The organism is Novipirellula sp., from assembly GCF_041583735.1.
GTDB lineage: Bacteria > Planctomycetota > Planctomycetia > Pirellulales > Pirellulaceae > Novipirellula.
In genome coordinates this window covers 1-17,101 of record NZ_JBFHFD010000114.1, presented here as the reverse complement: position 1 = coordinate 17,101, position 17,101 = coordinate 1, and the positions used below count along the sequence as shown (strand labels likewise).

Annotated in this window: 12 protein-coding genes and 1 tRNA gene; 3 read left to right on the top strand and 10 right to left on the bottom strand. The window is 54.3% G+C overall.

Annotated elements, in window-relative coordinates; genetic code table 11:
- Both ABX962_RS11200 and ABX962_RS11195 read left to right on the top strand, forming a co-directional pair.
- Positions 1-274: chorismate-binding protein (locus ABX962_RS11200; RefSeq protein WP_372719373.1), on the top strand; the 274-nt coding region annotated here is incomplete at its 5' end.
- Positions 275-379: 105 nt separating this feature from the next.
- Positions 380-452, top strand: a tRNA-Lys gene (locus tag ABX962_RS11195).
- 183 nt (positions 453-635) lie between these two features.
- On the opposite strand, the gene ABX962_RS11190 is transcribed toward ABX962_RS11195, so the two are convergent.
- The 8 genes from ABX962_RS11190 to hsdR form a co-directional block, all read right to left on the bottom strand.
- Complete coding sequence (locus tag ABX962_RS11190; RefSeq protein WP_372719372.1) at positions 636-1,514, bottom strand: DUF3037 domain-containing protein; 879 nt, start codon at positions 1,512-1,514, stop codon at positions 636-638.
- Positions 1,515-1,526: 12 nt separating this feature from the next.
- On the bottom strand, positions 1,527-2,345 hold the full coding sequence (locus ABX962_RS11185; RefSeq protein ID WP_372719370.1) for a hypothetical protein: 819 nt from the start codon (positions 2,343-2,345) through the stop codon (positions 1,527-1,529).
- A 136-nt stretch (positions 2,346-2,481) separates the two neighbouring features.
- The gene (locus ABX962_RS11180) at positions 2,482-3,420 is read right to left on the bottom strand and encodes an HNH endonuclease (protein WP_372719368.1); all 939 of its coding nucleotides are present in this window, start codon (positions 3,418-3,420) and stop codon (positions 2,482-2,484) included.
- Entirely contained in the window at positions 3,389-4,312 is a 924-nt protein-coding gene (locus ABX962_RS11175; RefSeq protein ID WP_372719366.1) for an inositol monophosphatase family protein, read from the bottom strand. Before ABX962_RS11175 ends, ABX962_RS11180 begins: the two co-directional genes overlap by 32 nt.
- Positions 4,313-4,451: 139 nt before the next feature.
- Entirely contained in the window at positions 4,452-5,264 is an 813-nt protein-coding gene (locus ABX962_RS11170; RefSeq protein WP_372719364.1) for a hypothetical protein, read from the bottom strand.
- A complete protein-coding gene (locus ABX962_RS11165) occupies positions 5,248-6,798 on the bottom strand; it encodes a restriction endonuclease subunit S (RefSeq protein ID WP_372719362.1) in 1,551 nt (516 codons plus the stop codon). Before ABX962_RS11165 ends, ABX962_RS11170 begins: the two co-directional genes overlap by 17 nt.
- Complete coding sequence (locus ABX962_RS11160; RefSeq protein WP_372719360.1) at positions 6,795-8,225, bottom strand: N-6 DNA methylase; 1,431 nt, start codon at positions 8,223-8,225, stop codon at positions 6,795-6,797. Before ABX962_RS11160 ends, ABX962_RS11165 begins: the two co-directional genes overlap by 4 nt.
- 21 nt (positions 8,226-8,246) lie before the next feature.
- Entirely contained in the window at positions 8,247-11,663 is a 3,417-nt protein-coding gene (hsdR, locus tag ABX962_RS11155; RefSeq protein WP_372719358.1) for a type I restriction-modification system endonuclease, read from the bottom strand.
- A gap of 619 nt (positions 11,664-12,282) precedes the next feature.
- Between hsdR and ABX962_RS11150 the strand changes: the two genes are divergently transcribed.
- Positions 12,283-12,471 (top strand): hypothetical protein, encoded by a 189-nt coding sequence (locus ABX962_RS11150; protein ID WP_372719356.1) that lies wholly within the window; start codon positions 12,283-12,285, stop codon positions 12,469-12,471.
- On the opposite strand, the gene ABX962_RS11145 is transcribed toward ABX962_RS11150, so the two are convergent.
- Both ABX962_RS11145 and ABX962_RS11140 read right to left on the bottom strand, forming a co-directional pair.
- The gene (locus tag ABX962_RS11145) at positions 12,468-12,629 is read right to left on the bottom strand and encodes a hypothetical protein (RefSeq protein ID WP_372719354.1); all 162 of its coding nucleotides are present in this window, start codon (positions 12,627-12,629) and stop codon (positions 12,468-12,470) included. The two genes, ABX962_RS11150 and ABX962_RS11145, sit on opposite strands and share 4 nt — an antisense overlap.
- 548 nt (positions 12,630-13,177) lie before the next feature.
- Entirely contained in the window at positions 13,178-16,822 is a 3,645-nt protein-coding gene (locus tag ABX962_RS11140) for a PKD domain-containing protein (RefSeq protein WP_372719352.1), read from the bottom strand.
- Between the last annotated feature and the right edge of the window lie 279 nt (positions 16,823-17,101).

The following is a 17,101-nucleotide window of genomic DNA, read 5'->3' as shown; positions in this document are numbered from 1 at the left end:
CACCGGAGCTCCCAAGATCGAAGCGATGCGGACGATCGCAGAGCTGGAACCCGATCGCCGAGGCCCCTACTGTGGATCGATGGGATACATCAGTTGTTCGGGACATGCTGAATTCAACATTCTGATTCGCACCGTCACCGCGAGCGGCGGTCAGTGGCAGATTCCGGTCGGCGGAGGAATCACGGCGCGAAGCAATCCCGAGAGCGAAGAAGCGGAAACGTGGACCAAAGCGGAAGGGATTTTGCGGGCATTACCAGGTTCGAATCCGGGTTAAATTGGCCGAGGTGGAAATTGTGGGTACCGGTTATTGCGAGACCGCAAGAACTTGTTAAAATTGGCCCGTTGATGTGACGGAGGCAATTGTTTCCCCACAAAACACGCCCCTATAGCTCAGTTGGTAGAGCAACGGACTCTTAATCCGTTTGTCCAAGGTTCGAGCCCTTGTGGGGGTACTGAGAAATGAGCCCGCAGCGATGCGGGCTTCTTTCGTTTCGGGGGGGACCGTTTCGCAAGCACCAGCCCATTGCGACAACACTGCCCAAGTCCAAAACCGGGTTCTTGGGCCGAAGCCATCGTAAATTACGTCTAAACCCATCCACAAATTGGCTGGCTATAATCCGCGAACTGACACGGGATTAGGGCTGAAGGTCGAGCCCAGGCTGATCGGAAACCAGCTGAGCGGCGACTTGAGCATGTTTGGCGGCATTCTCCACGGTGACGCAATCAGCGTTGATATCTGTATCACTAAACACGTCAAATGCCTCGTCCATGAGTTCATTATCACTGGAGGCCGCATAGACGACGCCGACGCGGACATCGTTGGGAACCTGAATCGGCTGCCGTCCCGCCAAGATCAGCCCACCATGATCACGCAGCGTTTTGATCGTCCAGCCCCATGCCTTGATCTCATTCAACAGTGGCTCAGCAGCTTTAATCTGCAATGACCAGCACTGGGTGATGTCCTTCACCACGCCGTTATGAACCGCAACATCAATATTTGCGTGTGTCTTTGACGTTTCCAGCTTCACGCGGCGTTTCATGTGAGAGCTATCTAGACGCGAATTCGTCAAAGCAGTGACATACTTCGCCGTGACCGATGCCTTGGTCATCGAGTTTCGCTTGGTCGGTATGGATTCGACAATGAGTCGTCCCCAGAGTTTCTCGAATGCTTGGCTGAGCCCTTCGGCGACCACGGCGTTCGGATGTGAAAACTGGAGAAGGTTTCGTGAGTTGCGCGACAGTCCTGCCAACCAGTCCTCTGACAACTCAACTCCGCTTTCAAAAATCTCTGGCTCGCTGTAACTCTCGATGGTCGTTTGCAGTCGCTCAAGGTCTGTCGCCAACAAGGGCAAAACCTTGTCGTCGTCCAAGCGTGATGCACGGGACTTGGAACCAACGACCTCAATCAACCATTCCCCCGTTTGGTCGCTACCGATGATGACCCCCAAGTTCACGAACTCGCCGCGAACAGGTGACGGTACAAATCGAATGACAGAATACTTGTATTTAGGCATGACAATCGTAGTTCATGAACCGATCTGGAGCCGTTCCGCTAAAGCTCTCAGACGCCCCGCAGCTGGTATACGCCGAAAATCGAAAAATGCTCCTGCGGTTTCCAACTCTTCATCACTCACCGGCCAAGCGGCCGGAATTCCACGGATAACTCCCGCAATCTCTTCTATCGTAAGCGATTCGAGCCGTTCAGCGAGCCGACTCAGTTCATTATCGTCCAAACCGTCGCCATCGGCCGACAATTCGTGCGAATCCTGTGCCGATTGTAGGAGTGTTTCGACCGTCCAGTCTGGGGATCCAGGGAGGAAATGGCCGTGGTCATGAGAATACGTCTTCCGGTCGTCCTCAAGATCATAGAGCCATTGCATGTCATCGCCCCAGCACCAATCGAACAGCGCAAAATATCCAGCGTGACGGCGTCGATTATCGTCCTGAGGTCGATATTGGGGTTCGTACCATTTATCGAAAGCACAGTTTCCAACATCATGGGAAGCGTGAACAATGCCTGACTCTAGCACAGTGCCATTGTCGAGAACCTCCCCATGGAAATCCTGTGGAATCGTCATCAGTCGAGTCTTGCATACGGGAGCGTCGATCAAACGCCCCATACCAGCGACCAATTGTTCCGTCGTCGGGACTCGGCTGGATTGGCGGTTCGATGTTGGCTTGATCCAATAGATTTCACCATCACTGGCGAGCCCTTTGAAGGGCAAACTACCGCCACGAGTGTCACTTTGCGATTCCAAGATCGCCTCAAGCTGCAAATCAGCGGCTGGTGCTCTGTGTCCGGTGACCATGCCGGACCACCTTGTTTTGAATTCTTCGAAGCTCATGCTCCGTTTCCCAATTTTGATCGATTTCAGCCAACTCGCACTGCGTCCTTTGTCGGACGGTGATTTTGATATGCCTTCATAAATTATCGCATTACCACGTCCGGGGCAGTGAAGGTGGTTCCTGGCAAGACTCGTTTCAAACAGAGTTTGCTACGTCGCAAAATTGCTGCTGTTGCTCATCTCTGAATCGTTGAAAACGGTATAACAATGCAGCACTGGACGGCCCAGGTCCACTTCCGCATTCCAACGTTTTCTTGATCCGGGAGCCGTACTCCATGTTGACCGCTTCGGAGCAATGTATATCGAGCGACTCAGGATGAATTCCGATCATATCCAAGTCAAACAGCGTATGAATGTCGGCACGAAGAAGCAGACCGTTGTCAGGGTGGTTATCTTTCGGCCCTCGGTATGGCCGGATATGAGCGGCCTCGAGAATATGAGAGATCGTGCATCCAGTAATCTGGCAACGAGATCCGTAACGTTGTAGAAGCATCTTGCGAAATTTTTGCTGCCCACGTCGCTGTTTGATCTGCTGCCGGATTAGCTCCCGTTCGTCCTCGTCGGTGGGGATGTACTCGTCCGCTTCATCCGCCATCATCCGCGGAGCATGCCCCTTTGCAACCGACCAGATCACTTCTCGAATTCGTTCGATAAGCTCTGGCTTGGTAACGGAACAGAGGAACCGTGGCGACGTCCAGCCGATGGTAAACGGAGTGGCTCTAAGATCGTATTTCCAATCAATTGAGATGCGGTACTCGGGGAAATCGACACCTTTGTAAACCAGTTTCCGCTGATATTGCTTCTCGTTCCACGGTGCTTTGACAAAACCGATTCCGACGAAACCTTTGTCGTTTTGATACATCAGAACAGTGTGCCCCACCTTTAGCCTGCGTAGCGGAGCTCCATATTTCTCCCAATCGTTTCCTGAAAACCCCATGTTGTGCTGGAACCAGATGTCCGCAGCATCGCAACCGAGAGTCGGTACATGTTCAGCGTTGAATATCCAATACTTCACGCGTTTTCCCCTGTTGTTGGGCCTGTGTTCACGGTTTCCCCTCCAAGGGGTCGAATACATGACCTTTCTTGCTTAGTATGATCGGCGTCTTGTCACACTTTCCTGGCGTGTTGTCGTCCTGACCAAACCAATTGAGGTTAAGTTTGTTGACCAGTTTGATACCATCGGGCTCTTTGAGGAGTGTTTTGATCCCTGCTGCTTGCAACACCGGCCACAGCCCAAAGTCCCAGAGCTTGTAATGAAACGTGGTGAACGTGAGCTTGTCGGAACCTGCGAACGCATGGAAAGGCGCAGCCGCAGCCGCGAGCGACGCTGTATTGAAACCGGATGGTCCCGTTTGTCCCTTCAATGATTGATCATTAAGTTGCCATTGGCAGTCGGGCTTATCGAGAAATACATCGATGCTTCCGATATCGGGTCCGTTGGCAATATTGTCAGCGTTCAACTCGAAGATTTGAGTGAGTCCAAGAGGTTGCTTAATGAGATAAGCCTTGTCCTGGTCCCCTTCGTGACACATCACGAACAAACGATTTTCAAAAGGCTGTAAAGCAAAAGCAAATATCGGAACGTACAGTCCGTCACCGTCTTTTTTGTAGATAGCTGTAAGTCCTACCAACCATTTCGGATTCCGCTCGTTTCGGTTGAAATGTCGGATAAAATCGCCCGTCCCGTCAATTCCGTCAATCGTTGCAAGATACTCCTTTTCTTTTATCTTTTCGATCGTATCTAAGTCGCCCGTTGCTTCCTCTCGAACACATGCAAACTTGTCACCGATTGACGTCGCTTCCAAGTGTCCAAGAATGATGTGTTCAACAAGTGGGTCGATGTCTGTGACTGGTGAGCTGTCTCCCTTCTTCTCCGCGTAAACGCCACTCAGCGATGAAAACCCGCAGCGATTGTAAACATCTCGAATGATTCGAATCGCAAGGGACACGTCAAGGTCGCCGTTCATATTTTGCCTCTCTGCTGTGTTTGGGGTACGTGAGTAGATTCATGGACTGCGCGGATGCGGGCCAGAAGTACCGAGACCGGGTCCTGCGGGACTAAATCGCCTCGAAACGCATTTGAGAAAATGGATTGGTGCACTTACGTCAGCGACAGTTCCATCGTCGTTCCATTACTTGTGTCCAACAATGTTCAAGGTGTTTCAGCAACTTCTCCTGCCTGGTTACGACGGTCGCGATTTGCACTCCCGTCTTGGCTCCCGTTTCGATGAAGCTCGCATGAGTCCTTTCGTTCTCTGAAAGAATGTAGTCGCGGATTACAGCCTTCAGATGAGCTTTTGGGCCATTCTGAGTGGAATAGCTGAAAAAAAGAAAAGCCCCATCGCTTTCGCACTCGAAGTACGAGCGGATGATTGTCGAGAGAAACGCAAAGTCGTTTTCGCGTACCCACCCGTCATCCTTGCCGTCACGGTCGGTAAATGCGTATGGATCCATGGTAAACATCCAAGGTGACGAAAGCGTTTGCGGGGCCATCAATCGTAAGCAGTTTGCTCGCCACGACCCGTTTAGTACCTTCAGATTGCTGGTCGTCGATGCGCTACTGAGGCGTTGAAAGATGTCGTCGTCGCACTCACAAACGGATCCTAGCAATTTCTGGCGGTCATCTAGTACGGCTGCGAGTAGCTCGGCTGTATTTGGGTAGTGCTGTGCCGAGGCGTCTACCTTTCGGTAGGCCCTGAGGATCTGGGGGTGAGCCTCGATATTGGGGTCCTTGGACCTTTCGAGCCAATCATCCAATAGCTTGATGTAGGAGGGGTTCTTTCTTGGCTCAAACGCTTCAAAAGGAGCCATGCCGTGAGTAATGACGACATGGAGTTGTTGCGCATGCCGTGCAAGCCACCAAGCGGTTTCTGCTTCAATCGTATGTTGAAGTAAATTACCGTCATTTCCTTTTGCCATTGGATCCCTTTCGCTTTTTGACAGCTTTGTCTGTGGACTCCGTGGCCTCACGGTTTGCACGGATGCGGGCGAGGAGTTCGGAGGCCGGTTCGTCGCGCGGGTCCTGCGGGACCAACTCGCCGCGGAACGCTTTCGCGAGGATCGATTGGTCCAGTTGCGTCAGGGCGGATTCCGACTCGGACTCGCAGGCTTCAATCTCCTTCACATTTGCTAAACTGGAAGAAATGAGCGAGGTCACTCGCTCTTGTTCAATCAATGGGGCAACAGCAACCGGCTGAGCCATCAAGTCCCGCGTGTAGAGCGCGCATACGCTCGTGGTCGCGCTTTTGAACTGCTCGATGCGAGCCTGAAATCCCGGCGATTGCATTTGAGCGGCGATCCAAGCCGGAGTCACGCTGTCCACAAACCGCATACGGAGCAAGTTGTTGTTGAAGACAAAGCCGTCACGATCTGCAGGCCAAATCGCGACTTTGCCAACGAGTTCGTAGCTGTTTCGCGTGTTGAACAGCACGTCACCGGGCTGAAGCTCGCAGGTCGCAACTTCGTCTGGCGAAGCTGGCACATGGGTGAGGTCTTTGACGTTCCACCGTCCGAACAAGTCGTAGTGCTGCATCCGTATATACGGAACGCCAGTCGTATCGCTTTGCTCCTTTGCGGAACGCACAAGACCAGTCCGGGAATCGGTCAGGACCTGGGCGACTGTCGTCCAAGTCCATCCGTCGGGAAGTTCAGGCAACTCTTCGATGTCGGACTCGGTTAGCGGCTGCGGCTCCTTGTACTTGTCCTGCCAGTTTTTGGGGGGCTGTTTGGCTTTGGCTTCGTATTTGGCCAGTTCGGACTGTTCCCAGCGGTGGCGGCGCTGTGTGCGGATGCGGGACAGGAGTTCGGTGGCGGGTTCGACGTCTTGGTGGGCTTCGCGCCAGTCGGCGGTCAGGCGACCACTGAAGGCGGCTCGCAGCACACTCTGACGGAACTGCTCCAACAGCGGACCCACTTCCGAAAGCGCACGCCTCGCACGAGAACTCCGCTCCTGAAGCGACTCGATCTTCGACACGATCCGACGCTGCTCGGCAAGCGGGGGAATAACAACTGGCGCACCTTCGAAACGGCCCTTGTTCAGAATGGTCACCGTGGTCGCGCTTGCGTTTTCCTCCATCCACGGACGGATTGTCTTTGCCCAGTGGAACGTAAATCTCGATTCCAGTGCATCGGTCGGAAGGATTGCGTTGATTTGCTGATTGCAGATCGCATCGCGTTCGAGGATCGCAACTTTTCCAAGATTCCCGATGCAGGAAACGAGCACGGTTGAAGCGGGGAGTCGAGGGGCCTGCGTCGCTCCAAGTTCTGTGACATACGTTTCGGAAGTCGAAAGTCCACCTTCTCTGTCGAGATCGCCGGGCTTGACAAACGGAATGTCGCCGCCGTGGTATTCCTTCTTTTTGGTTGATGGCGTCTTGCCGGTCACGATCTTGGCCACGTCGCCAATCGTTGACTTCTCCCACCCCTCCGGCAACGCGCCGTTCCCGTCGCTCATACCTCGACCTCCTCGCCCTCAAGCAAGGCGGACAGCGCGTCCATCTCCTCCAGCGCCGTGGACAGACGCTCGCGAATCTGCGACGCGATCTCTTCCGGGTCGGGCAACTCGTCGGCTCCGGTCGCGTCGTCGTCCTTCAGCCAACTGATGTCGAGGTTGTCGCCACGCTCACCAATCGCCGACCGGTCAAAGCAGCGGAAGCGGCCCTCGGCTCCCTGATCGGTCGGCCTGCTGGTGCCGTCGGCCTTCCGCCCGTAGCACTTTTCGAACTCCTGAAAATGCTCGTGCGCGAGCGGCGTGCGTTTGCCGAAGGCGGGCATGTTCGTCCGCAGGTCGTAGACCCAGGTCTTCTTGGTGTTGCCGTTGTCGGTATTGCCCCGCGTGAAGAACAGCACGTTGGTCTTGACGCCTTGCGCGTAAAAGATGCCGGTGGGCAGCCGCAGGATGGTGTGCAGATTGCACTTGTCCATCAGGTCGGCGCGGATCCGCGCGCCCGTGCCTTCCTCGAACAGCACGTTGTCGGGAAGCACCACGGCCGCTCGCCCGCCGGGCTTCAGGCCCCGGTAAATGTGCTGGAGAAACGCCAACTGCTTATTGCCCGTGACAAAGGTGAAATCGTCGCGTGTGGGCCGCCCGCCGCCGCGTTTGGTGCCGAACGGCGGGTTGGTCAGGATGACGTCGGCTTTGGGCAGGTTTTGGCCGATGCTGCCCATCGAGTCGCCACTGATGAGGTGCCCACCCACACCGTGCAGCATGCAGTTCATGACCAGCAGCCGGTGCGTGTCGTGGACCAGTTCGACAGCGTGGTAGGCTTGCTGTTTCTGAAAAACCTGCTCGTCGGCGTCGAGGTCGAACAGGTCGTCGGTTTGTTCGCAGATGTATTGGTGAGCGGCGATCAAAAACCCACCGGTGCCGGCGGCGGGGTCTTGGATGGCTTCGCCCGGTTGAGGACGCAGGCAATTGACCATGCATTCGATCAACGGACGTGGCGTGAAGTACTGACCGGCACCGGATTTTTTTTCGCTGGCGTTGCGTTCGAGCAGCCCTTCGTACATGTCGCCAAGGCCCTCTTCGCGGGCGACGTACCAATCGAGCTCATCGAGATTCTGAACGAGTTTAGAGAGATTCTTTGGCTGTCGAAGCGATGTGTTGGCGTCAGCGAAGACGCTTTGCACTCGCGGGCTGCCCTCGGTGCCGAGATGGACGAGCATGGCACGGTAGAAGGCGAGTTGATCGACACCATCTTTGCTTTCGAGATCGCCCCAGCGATAGCCTTCGGGGAGCTCGGATTCCTGTCCGGTTTCCCGCATCATTTTCAGGAATAGCAGGAAGCTGAGTTCGTTGACGTAGTCCTGGTAGGTGATGCCGTCGTCACGCAGCACATGACAGAGGGACCAAAGTTTGGCGACGATGTCGTTGGTATTCATGGATCCGTTCGTCCTGAACGATTAAGAGGCCGTTTGCCAGATGGTGGATACGATCGACTGCATGAGTTCTTCCAAGCGGCCATCGAAGACTTTGTTGAGTGTCACAAAACCTCCCTTTTCACGGAAGGCCCCTGCATCAAACAGCTCACGATCGACAACGACATTTTCTTTGAGTTGCTTGCCGATTCGCTGTAACCATTGACGCTGTTTGGGCAGCCACGTCTGGCTGCCAAGAATCGTCCGCATCGCTTGATCAACACGCTCTTCGTACGGTAGCAACGGCTCATTGAGCATGGCGTGTCTGACGAACCCAAGGATGCTGGCGGCGATGTCTTGGTTGGTCGTGTCACGGACAGCGGACTTGATCGCGGCTTCGTTGAAACCGTTTTGTTCCAGTTGGAGTTGGAGCTCCTTAAGGTCTTTTCGGGTGAGATCGCGTGGACGTGTGGTGACAAGGGTCAAGACGGGGATTTCGGAGGCGTGCTCAATCAAGAAACGACGAAAGGATTCGAGGTAGTCTTCGGGTCTCTGGCCCGCTCCGTAGCCACGCTGGACGCTGACCAGCGTGTCGGCCTGTTCGTTAATCGGAATCGCCCCATCACCGAGACGCCGATCAAGCTCCTTGATGATTGATGGATGAGCCGTCAACCAGTTCTTCAGTTCGGTGTCGGTGGAGTTTTCCCACAAGTCCGCGACAGATTCCGGCGAGTTGTCCGCGAGCAGCTCAAATGTGCCTAGCCAATACTTATTGATCGAAGGTGTTTTGCGACGCAGCTTGGCGACTAGCTGTTGCCGAATGTCGGTCGGCACGTCACTGAGATCGCTTGCTCGGAATAGGTCGACTAGATTTTTAAATGTGGTCGATGGCTTGGCCACCACAGGTTTCATGTCGGTGTGGCTTTGCAGGGCCTCGTAGACCCCGACTGCGTCATAGATATGAAAGTACTCTTTGTCCTCACCATCGAAATACAAGTCTTTGCACAAACGGGTCGCTCGACCGATCATCTGGTCAAACAGGATACGGCTTTTCGTTCGCCGCAAAAAAACCACATTGGTGATTTCGGGCACATCGATTCCGGTGGTCAATAAATCGACGGTCACGACATATTTCGGTATGCCTTCGTTTTTGAATCGGCGAATGGCCTCGGAGGTGCGATCAATTTCGCCAGTGATCTTCTTGACGGTATCGTGTGGTTGTGGTCCATGCTTTCGTTCAATCGCTTGCGTTAACAGACGCACCACCATATCGGCATGACTGTCACGCACGCAAAAAATCAGAGTCTTCCCGGGTTGAGTGTGATCGATGTGGTCGGCAAGGACGTCACAAACGACCTTGTTGAAGTTTTCGGTGATAGCACGGCTATTGAATCCATCAATTTCGATATCAATTTCATCGGGGGTCGTCTCCGTGGCGATACTTTTTGTGACAGCATCGAAGTACTTCACCGACTCGCCCCTATCCCAATGCATACCGCTTTCGGATAGCTCCGTTCGGATGATAAACGGCGGTTCGTGGTCGACGAGGTTGCTATCGATCACCGCTTGCCTGTAGCTGTATTGGTACACCGGCCGTCCAAAAATCTCGGTGGTGTGCAATGCCGGCGTGGCGGTCAATCCAATGCGTACTGCGTCAAAATGATCTAGGACTCGGCGGTATTTGGAAACGTAGTCGAGTTGGTCGCGATATCCGAGCTCCTCTTCGCTCATTTCGCGATCGAGCGTATAGCCTCGGTGGCATTCGTCGATGACGATACAGTCGTATTGGTCAACTGGGACCAGATCGGAATCGGTGTCGGAATCAACGACGCGTTTGACCATGGACTGGATCGTGCAAACGTGCAACTTGGTATCTCGATCCGGCTTGACGTCGCCTAGTTGTTTGACGTCGTAGATTTCGGGAAACGATTGGTTCTGTTCGAGCTTAACGTCTTTAAACGCATCGAACGCTTGTTCGCCGAGAGAACGCCGATCCACAACAAACAAGATGCGATTGAAGCGGCCCGCCTTGACGAGCCGATACAAGAGGCAGATCGCGGTTCGCGTCTTGCCCGTACCGGTTGCCATGGCCAGCAGTATTTCCGTCTGTCCCCTTGCGATTGCTTGCTCGACGGACTCAATAGCATCACGTTGATAGTACCGCAGCGGTAAATAATCACTCGACTCAGTTGCGAGGGCCTGATCGGCCGAGCCGATGTCGAGCTTGAGAAGGTCTTGCAGACCCTCGGGTGTGTACCAACCGGTTAACGCCCGTGGATGGTTGGTGTCAATTCGAACGTCGCGAAACCAAATGCCGCTCTGGTCAATAAGTTGCCGATGATAGGGTGAGCCATTGGTCGCAAACACAAACGGAACACGATAGTTTCCCCAAGGGCCTCCGTTATCGATGTAATCGGCGTCCATTCGCAGTGCCACGGCATAGCGATGTGCTTGATCGATTGCTGATCGAGCGTTGCGGCGTTTGCGTTTGGCTTCCACTGTGGCAATCGGCGTAAGGCCGTTGAACAGGACATAATCCGCGATGCCGTCGTCGGTCGGCACCTCGGCGATGGCGAGGTTACGCCCTTTTTGTGGCCGAGTTCCGTTGGCGTATCGAAGTTCTGCTGTGTCCGCTTCCCACCCTGCATCCCGTAGCTGTTGGTCGATTAGTTTGCGGGTGTCGAATTCGTCGAGATCGATGTCTTGGGCGGCTTGCTGCGACGCTTCGATCAGTTCTTCTTGAGTTTCAGCCGGTTGCGTCGCATTCTCCGCGGCTATTTCGGCTAACAGTCGCTCGTATTCTTCAACGCGTTTCTGAAGTGTTTCCTCCGTTTCCGCTGCGAGTTCCAGCGCGGCTTGCTCGTTGCCCTGTGATAGCTGGTATGCGGTTCGGGCTTCTTTTACACGGTCGCTTAGTTTGTCGGCTTCCGCCTTGGCCGCATCGAGTTCGGCTTGCTGCTTTGCAACGGTTTCGCGAAGTCGGGCGAGCTCCTCGGCGAGTTCGCTGTCACCCTGTGCGGGATCAGCGGGTGGAACGAACGGGCCAGCCTTGAAGTGAGGAGCATTTGTAACGGTTTTGTGGAACCAGATTGCAAGCTGTCGCACCAACTTCAAGCAATGCAACGCATCCCGGCGTTCGCCTTCGAAGGAGTGTGCCGCCGAGTTGCCCTTGGTTCGCACGGTCCGCATGACATCACGGAGTTGCTGGTTCAGCGCGCCGCGGTCTCGCAACCGTCTTTCCACATCAAGAAACGTATCGTTGGGATCGATCACGATCCCAAGCTTAGCAGCGACTTCTTTGGCTAGAAACTCAGCAAGCTGCCGGAGCTTGAACAACGCCGTGTTCGGGTCTTCGAATACATAACGTTCCGCACGGATTGCATGCGCAAGCAAGACGGGCTGGTGTCCTTCCAGGAACCAGAAATTGCCAGGTTGCCCATCTGCTCTCTCGTGATGCCGCAATGGAAATTCTCAACTGCCAGTACAGGACGTTTCGTGGCGAGTGCTTGCGAGGTGAAGCACAACGAATCACCACATCCGAGCGAAACACGTCGTTAGTCAGTTACAAAACGTTTGGCACACATTCTGATCATTTCCAGGGCGGTTAGCAAGATAGGGGGGACTACCTTTAGCATCCTTGTGAATGTACAGCCCCTCGCACCTGTTTTCCGTTTCCCTTGGCTCCAGAAAGACGGATCCTTGCATCCCGAGGGCATCGCTGTGTTACTACCAATTGGGCAATTTCTCCATCAAATCTATACACACCTGCCTTGCCCCCCCATTCCGGCTATTCCCTGAAGTCCAATGATTTGCTTCACAGATAGCCCATAACGACGCAGGCGAGTACGGCATTTGCATCAATCTGGTGCCTTGTTGCAAGTGCGAACTAACTAGCAGCAACTATTGGAGTCTTCGCGTTCCCCTTCACGGCAACTTAGACGTGCGGCAGCCGACCTCGGTGTCACCGTCCAAGGCAAACGCAGGAAGATTTCATTCGGCGGTACAAAACATCTAACGCACAGGTACCGCGTTGCGATCGGAAGAAATGAAATCTCGATATAGAAGCCATTCTCTAAATGCCATGTCGCATCTTGAATTTCATATGGTGTTCTTCGGCGCGTTTACGGCACTTTTGAATTACTTCGTGGCGTTCTTCGCCACCCCACGAACAGTTGTTCTGAAGATACGCTATCGCGACTTCTCCAAATATTGCAGTCCGTTTAAATTTGTAGTAGCCCAGTGCACCGGCCGCGCCAAGCGCGCCAATTAGTCCAACAGGCCAAATACAAATATGGGGATTAAAAGAGCGATCTCGACCGCAGTAACCGCCGCAAATTCGACCGCCATTTCCGTACCGCATACCTTGAGTAGTTCCAGGGTCAATTTCTTAGCTGCGTCGCGGTCGCTCTTGACTCCAAGTATCCGCATGATCGTGTAAACCATACCGCTCAGAAGTCCAGGCGTTGTAATTAGCGTGGTAAGTGGAACGTAGCTTCCTGCAATCTCGGCAGCAGCGAAGGTAATGTGAAGATTCGTGCGGCTCCGGAGCAATAGTCCTGCGTGAAGTGTCTCGCCATCTCCTCGTAGGATTCGTCGCGGGATGTAGCCAGGTACCCGAGTGATTCGTACTCGGGGAAGTGCAAATGCTGCTCGTCGAGGTAAGTTTTGGCAAGTTCACGTAGTGCGTCGTTGCTGGGCAATCCTGCGACCGGCGCGGACTTCAGGGCAGAATTTGAGTTTTGTTTTGAGTTGTCATGATTCGGGATCTGTATCGAATTGGCGACCAGGCTGGGGGAGCGTGCATGGTCGCGGGTCGTAATTAAGTTAACGTTTTGGGAGCTAAAGGAGAGGCTCGAAGTTCAGCAACCTGGAGGTTGAGCTCGGCGGCCCGTTCGCTACGGAAATGAAGCGGTCACCTCAGATCGAGCGGTGAAAACACGAAGGGTGACGCGTATCAGATCCGCGGTGGCGAACGGTTAGTCGAACACGACTACGTTTTGTCGGATTTTGTGGTCGACCTTGATGTTGTCACGGCCGCCGTTTGAAAAGAGATGAACGACGTCAACCAAAGACGATTCAAACGAATATTTGACGTTGCGTTCGCCTGCGAAGGAGGCTTGGATCTCCAATTTCGATCCCTTCCGTTTCACTTGAATCCGATCTCGATCGTCTGTTCCAACGATGAGCAAAGTACCATCGTCTCGCAATGAGATCCCTGCCACAACGGCTTGTAGCGTGGAGGTAGTTGAATCGGTCCCGTCGTCTACGGTCACCGAGATATCATAAAAGCCGGCAACGTCGTATTTGTGTTCGATTATGAACGCATTGCCTGTCTGGTCGATTTGGTCTCCGGTCAATAATGTTGATGTTCCATCACCCCATTGGATGAGAACCGAGTGAGAATCGCCGATGTCTGCGTCAGCAAACTCGCCCGTCAATGTGAATGATTGGCCAGCTCTCGCAGCATTATCGAGCGTTGGCCCGTTTAGCGTCTCAATGGTTGGGGCTTGGTTGGGTGGCGGAACTTCGTTGTCAATGATCGTTAATTGCTTCGCCGCGACCACATCTTGGGCTAACAATTGGACAAGACCTGTCTTATCTCCATCGAACGAATCGTTATCGATCGCTTCGATATCAAAGGTCGCAGACGACTCTAACGCATTGACGCGAACGGATGCCGGCATCGAAAGATGACCAGCCAATTCTGCGGTCGCGCTGGTCGAGACTTCGTAATCGTTTCGTAAGAGCACGTTGAGCTGGACCGTTGCCGTTGCCGTGCCCCCGGACTCACTGATCGAATTCGGGTTAATCAGCAATTGCGGTTGCAGCTCTGGTTCGTTATCGACCACTTCGATCGAAGCATTCAGCGACTCATAGCCGTCCACTTCAACCGAAAATCCCCAGTTGGTGTCCGTTTCGCGAATTTGGTTCTCGACGGCTCGTAGTTCAAAGATTAACGAAGTTTGACCGGCGGCAAACGAAAGGCCGGTGTCTGATTCTAGGACGGTGGATTCCTCGACTTGGATGGCCACGGTTACTGCCGAATCCAGATTGACATTTCGTTCTAGCCGGAAGCGTGCTACCCCATCGGTTTCATCAATCGACAAGTCGTCACCCATTCGCGTCAGGGTTAATTGCGGAGCGATTGATTCAAACAAGTGAGCGGCACCTTGATCGCTGCCAATGGTCGAATCGCCAGGCGATGCAACCAATACGCGATCCCCCGAGACCGCGACGGCACTGCCGAAATCGGAGCCAACCAACCCCGTCGGATTATCAAAATCAGCCTCGGCTACGAACTCGCCATCGACGATCTGGTACAAGTAGGCGCGTCCACCGGAGACTCCGGTGTGTCGATCGAAGACCGCCCCCACCGCCAGTCGACCATCGCTTAGATCGACGCTCTGGCCAAAATAAGACGATTCGATCTGTGCAATCGACTGGCGTAGTGAAACCTGATTGCCTACGACCTCATAGACATAGACGCTGCCGGTGTTGTCATTGGTGGCGTTTGGATCCAAATCGCGACCTGGTTCGCCGACCACGATCCTATTGCCTTCAACGGCGAGTCCACTGCTGTAGCCGTTCACTATCGAAGGGGAAGGAGACGTCAATGTCTCAATCAAAACAGCATCCTCGTTTACGACACGATAGACGTGCGTCTTCCCGGCAAGGTCAGCGGTGCCGGTATCACTGCGGAACGCCCCGATAGTGATCAGGTCGCCGTCCATCGCTGCGGTCCAACCAAAGAGATTGGATCCGGTGTCAGGATCCGTGAGAGTGTCAATCAATACCGGTTCGGAGCCACCAATGTCGAACAACGAGGCACTTCCTTTTCGGAAATCTCCGACAAGGACTCGGTCACCGCTAATGGCAACCGAACGACCGAAGCCATTGCTGAACCCATCGGGGCTGTCCAAGCTCGTGAGCAACGTTGTGCCGGTGGTGGACAATTCAAAGACAAATGCCGTCGAATGTTCGCTACTGAGCTGACCGACTACCAAGCGATCGCCATCGAGGTCCATTGAGGTTCCGAAGGATCCACCTCGGCTTGGGTTGGGGCTTTCCAACCGCTCGATCAACACGGGGGAAGGCCCCGATGCATCATAGATTTCCACCACACCTGCGGACTGTAGACCTTCCGTTTCACCGGGGACACCGATCACCATCCACTGTCCGTTCAATTCGATCGAGGTGCCAAACGCATCGTCAGTGGCGGGCGTTGCATTGGTGACGGATGAACCGGGCTGAACGATTCCTTCGACAACGTTGAAAGTAAAAGCTCGCCCCGTAGCGAAATCGCTCGACGAAGCTCCAACCGCTGGTGCCCCAATCAAGATCGAGTCGCCACTAATCGCCACAGAATCGCCAAAGGTATCACGTCGACGTGGATCGGGATTGTCGATCTTGACCGTGGACTCGATGAGGCTGGCGGAGTTTGGCTCTGTCAACGTAAACAGGTATGCGGCACCGGCGTCTTGCTCCGACGTGTCGTCGCCATCAGCCCCGATCAGCACACGGTTTCCAGAAACCGCAACATCCGACAGGAAGACATTGTTGGCGACATTTCCGGCAGGGTTGGTGAGCGTGCCGAGCAGCCCGTCTCCTGGGCTGGATGCGGTGATATCGGACAACGCGTAGACATTCAGGACCGCAGAAGTCGGCGCGGTTGGCGAGAGCGAAATTGCATTCACGAACAGTCGCCCCTCGCTCAGGCGAACGAGTCCGCCCGACTTTTGACCGATTCCGTCATCAGGATCGGCGTCAGGGTGACGCAGCGATGCGACGAATGAGGGCGACGAGCCATTCGCTCGAAACTCGGCAGTGGAATAGATATATGCCGCCCCAGTATCTTGTTGATCAAAGGGTTGCTCGGGATCGAGTCCATCCAGTGGTGAGCCCACTGCTAAAACATCGTTGTCCAGCGCAATCGAGGCACCGAATAAGTGCGATCCGTTATTCGTCAGCGTTGCATCGACCGAGGTGTCCCCATCGCTCAGATCGTACAGGTACACCGCTCCCGAGTCGGCACCTGCGGTGTCGTCATTTCGCACCCCGACCACTAGCACGCCATCCTGCATCGCGATGTTTTCGCCAAACCGGTCGCTCGCCGATGGCGTAGGGTTGACGATCGTGATTGGCGAGGGTGTCGGTCCACTAGCAAGGTCGTAGAGGTAGACGACTCCTGAATCCGACGCCCCCGTTGAATCACGCGATGCCCCAACGGCAACCGTCGATCCATCAATCGCCAACGATTGTCCGAAGTAATCTCCTGGAGAGCCTGGGTTCTTCAGCGTCGCGACTAGCTCTCCGTCCGCATTGTTGTCGTAAACATAGACTTCTCCCACCGAGTTGAATCCATCGATATTCGTCAATGGCGCCGACACGACCCGGTATTGTGCATTGACTGCCACGACATCGCCAAAAGCCGAGTTCGTTTGTGGACCGATGGCATCAGGATAGTACGATTGAGATAAGCCAAAGTCACCGGCCAACAGTTGCCTCGGTTCCAGCTTTTCATGCCGAAGTCGAGGACCACATCCTTGAGCAATTGTCTTCCGTTTGGCGGCTAGGCGACGCGGTGATTTCCTGCTGGCAGGCTGCAGTCTGGATGATCGCATGACTTTCCTTTACGGTGACAATGACGGCATTAGATCGCGATTAGGGGCCATCCTAGAGGGATGCAAGGCAGAAATCAATCTTGCTGTATGGGAGAATTCGAGGAATTGAGGAGGCTGATCCTATTTGCGTGAAACCAACCACGCTCTGGCGAGTCCTCATTCCGCTTCGCGGCACCCTAAATAATGAAAACGGCGGTTAGTGTATAATTTACGATGGCTGACGTGTGAGTTGGGTCGCAGATCGTGCTCCACTGGCGTCTAGAGCCCGTTGGCGAGTCT

Excerpts from the sequence above, each read along its gene's own strand:
- ABX962_RS11145 (WP_372719354.1), bottom strand. The coding sequence starts at position 12,629 with ATGCGGATACTTGGAGTCAAGAGCGACCGCGACGCAGCTAAGAAATTG.
- ABX962_RS11175 (WP_372719366.1), bottom strand. The coding sequence starts at position 4,312 with ATGAACGGCGACCTTGACGTGTCCCTTGCGATTCGAATCATTCGAGAT.
- ABX962_RS11140 (WP_372719352.1), bottom strand. The coding sequence starts at position 16,822 with ATGCGATCATCCAGACTGCAGCCTGCCAGCAGGAAATCACCGCGTCGC.
- ABX962_RS11185 (WP_372719370.1), bottom strand. The coding sequence starts at position 2,345 with ATGAGCTTCGAAGAATTCAAAACAAGGTGGTCCGGCATGGTCACCGGA.
- ABX962_RS11160 (WP_372719360.1), bottom strand. The coding sequence starts at position 8,225 with ATGAATACCAACGACATCGTCGCCAAACTTTGGTCCCTCTGTCATGTG.
- ABX962_RS11150 (WP_372719356.1), top strand. The coding sequence starts at position 12,283 with ATGTCGCATCTTGAATTTCATATGGTGTTCTTCGGCGCGTTTACGGCA.
- ABX962_RS11180 (WP_372719368.1), bottom strand. The coding sequence starts at position 3,420 with ATGTATTCGACCCCTTGGAGGGGAAACCGTGAACACAGGCCCAACAAC.
- ABX962_RS11170 (WP_372719364.1), bottom strand. The coding sequence starts at position 5,264 with ATGGCAAAAGGAAATGACGGTAATTTACTTCAACATACGATTGAAGCA.
- ABX962_RS11165 (WP_372719362.1), bottom strand. The coding sequence starts at position 6,798 with ATGAGCGACGGGAACGGCGCGTTGCCGGAGGGGTGGGAGAAGTCAACG.
- ABX962_RS11190 (WP_372719372.1), bottom strand. The coding sequence starts at position 1,514 with ATGCCTAAATACAAGTATTCTGTCATTCGATTTGTACCGTCACCTGTT.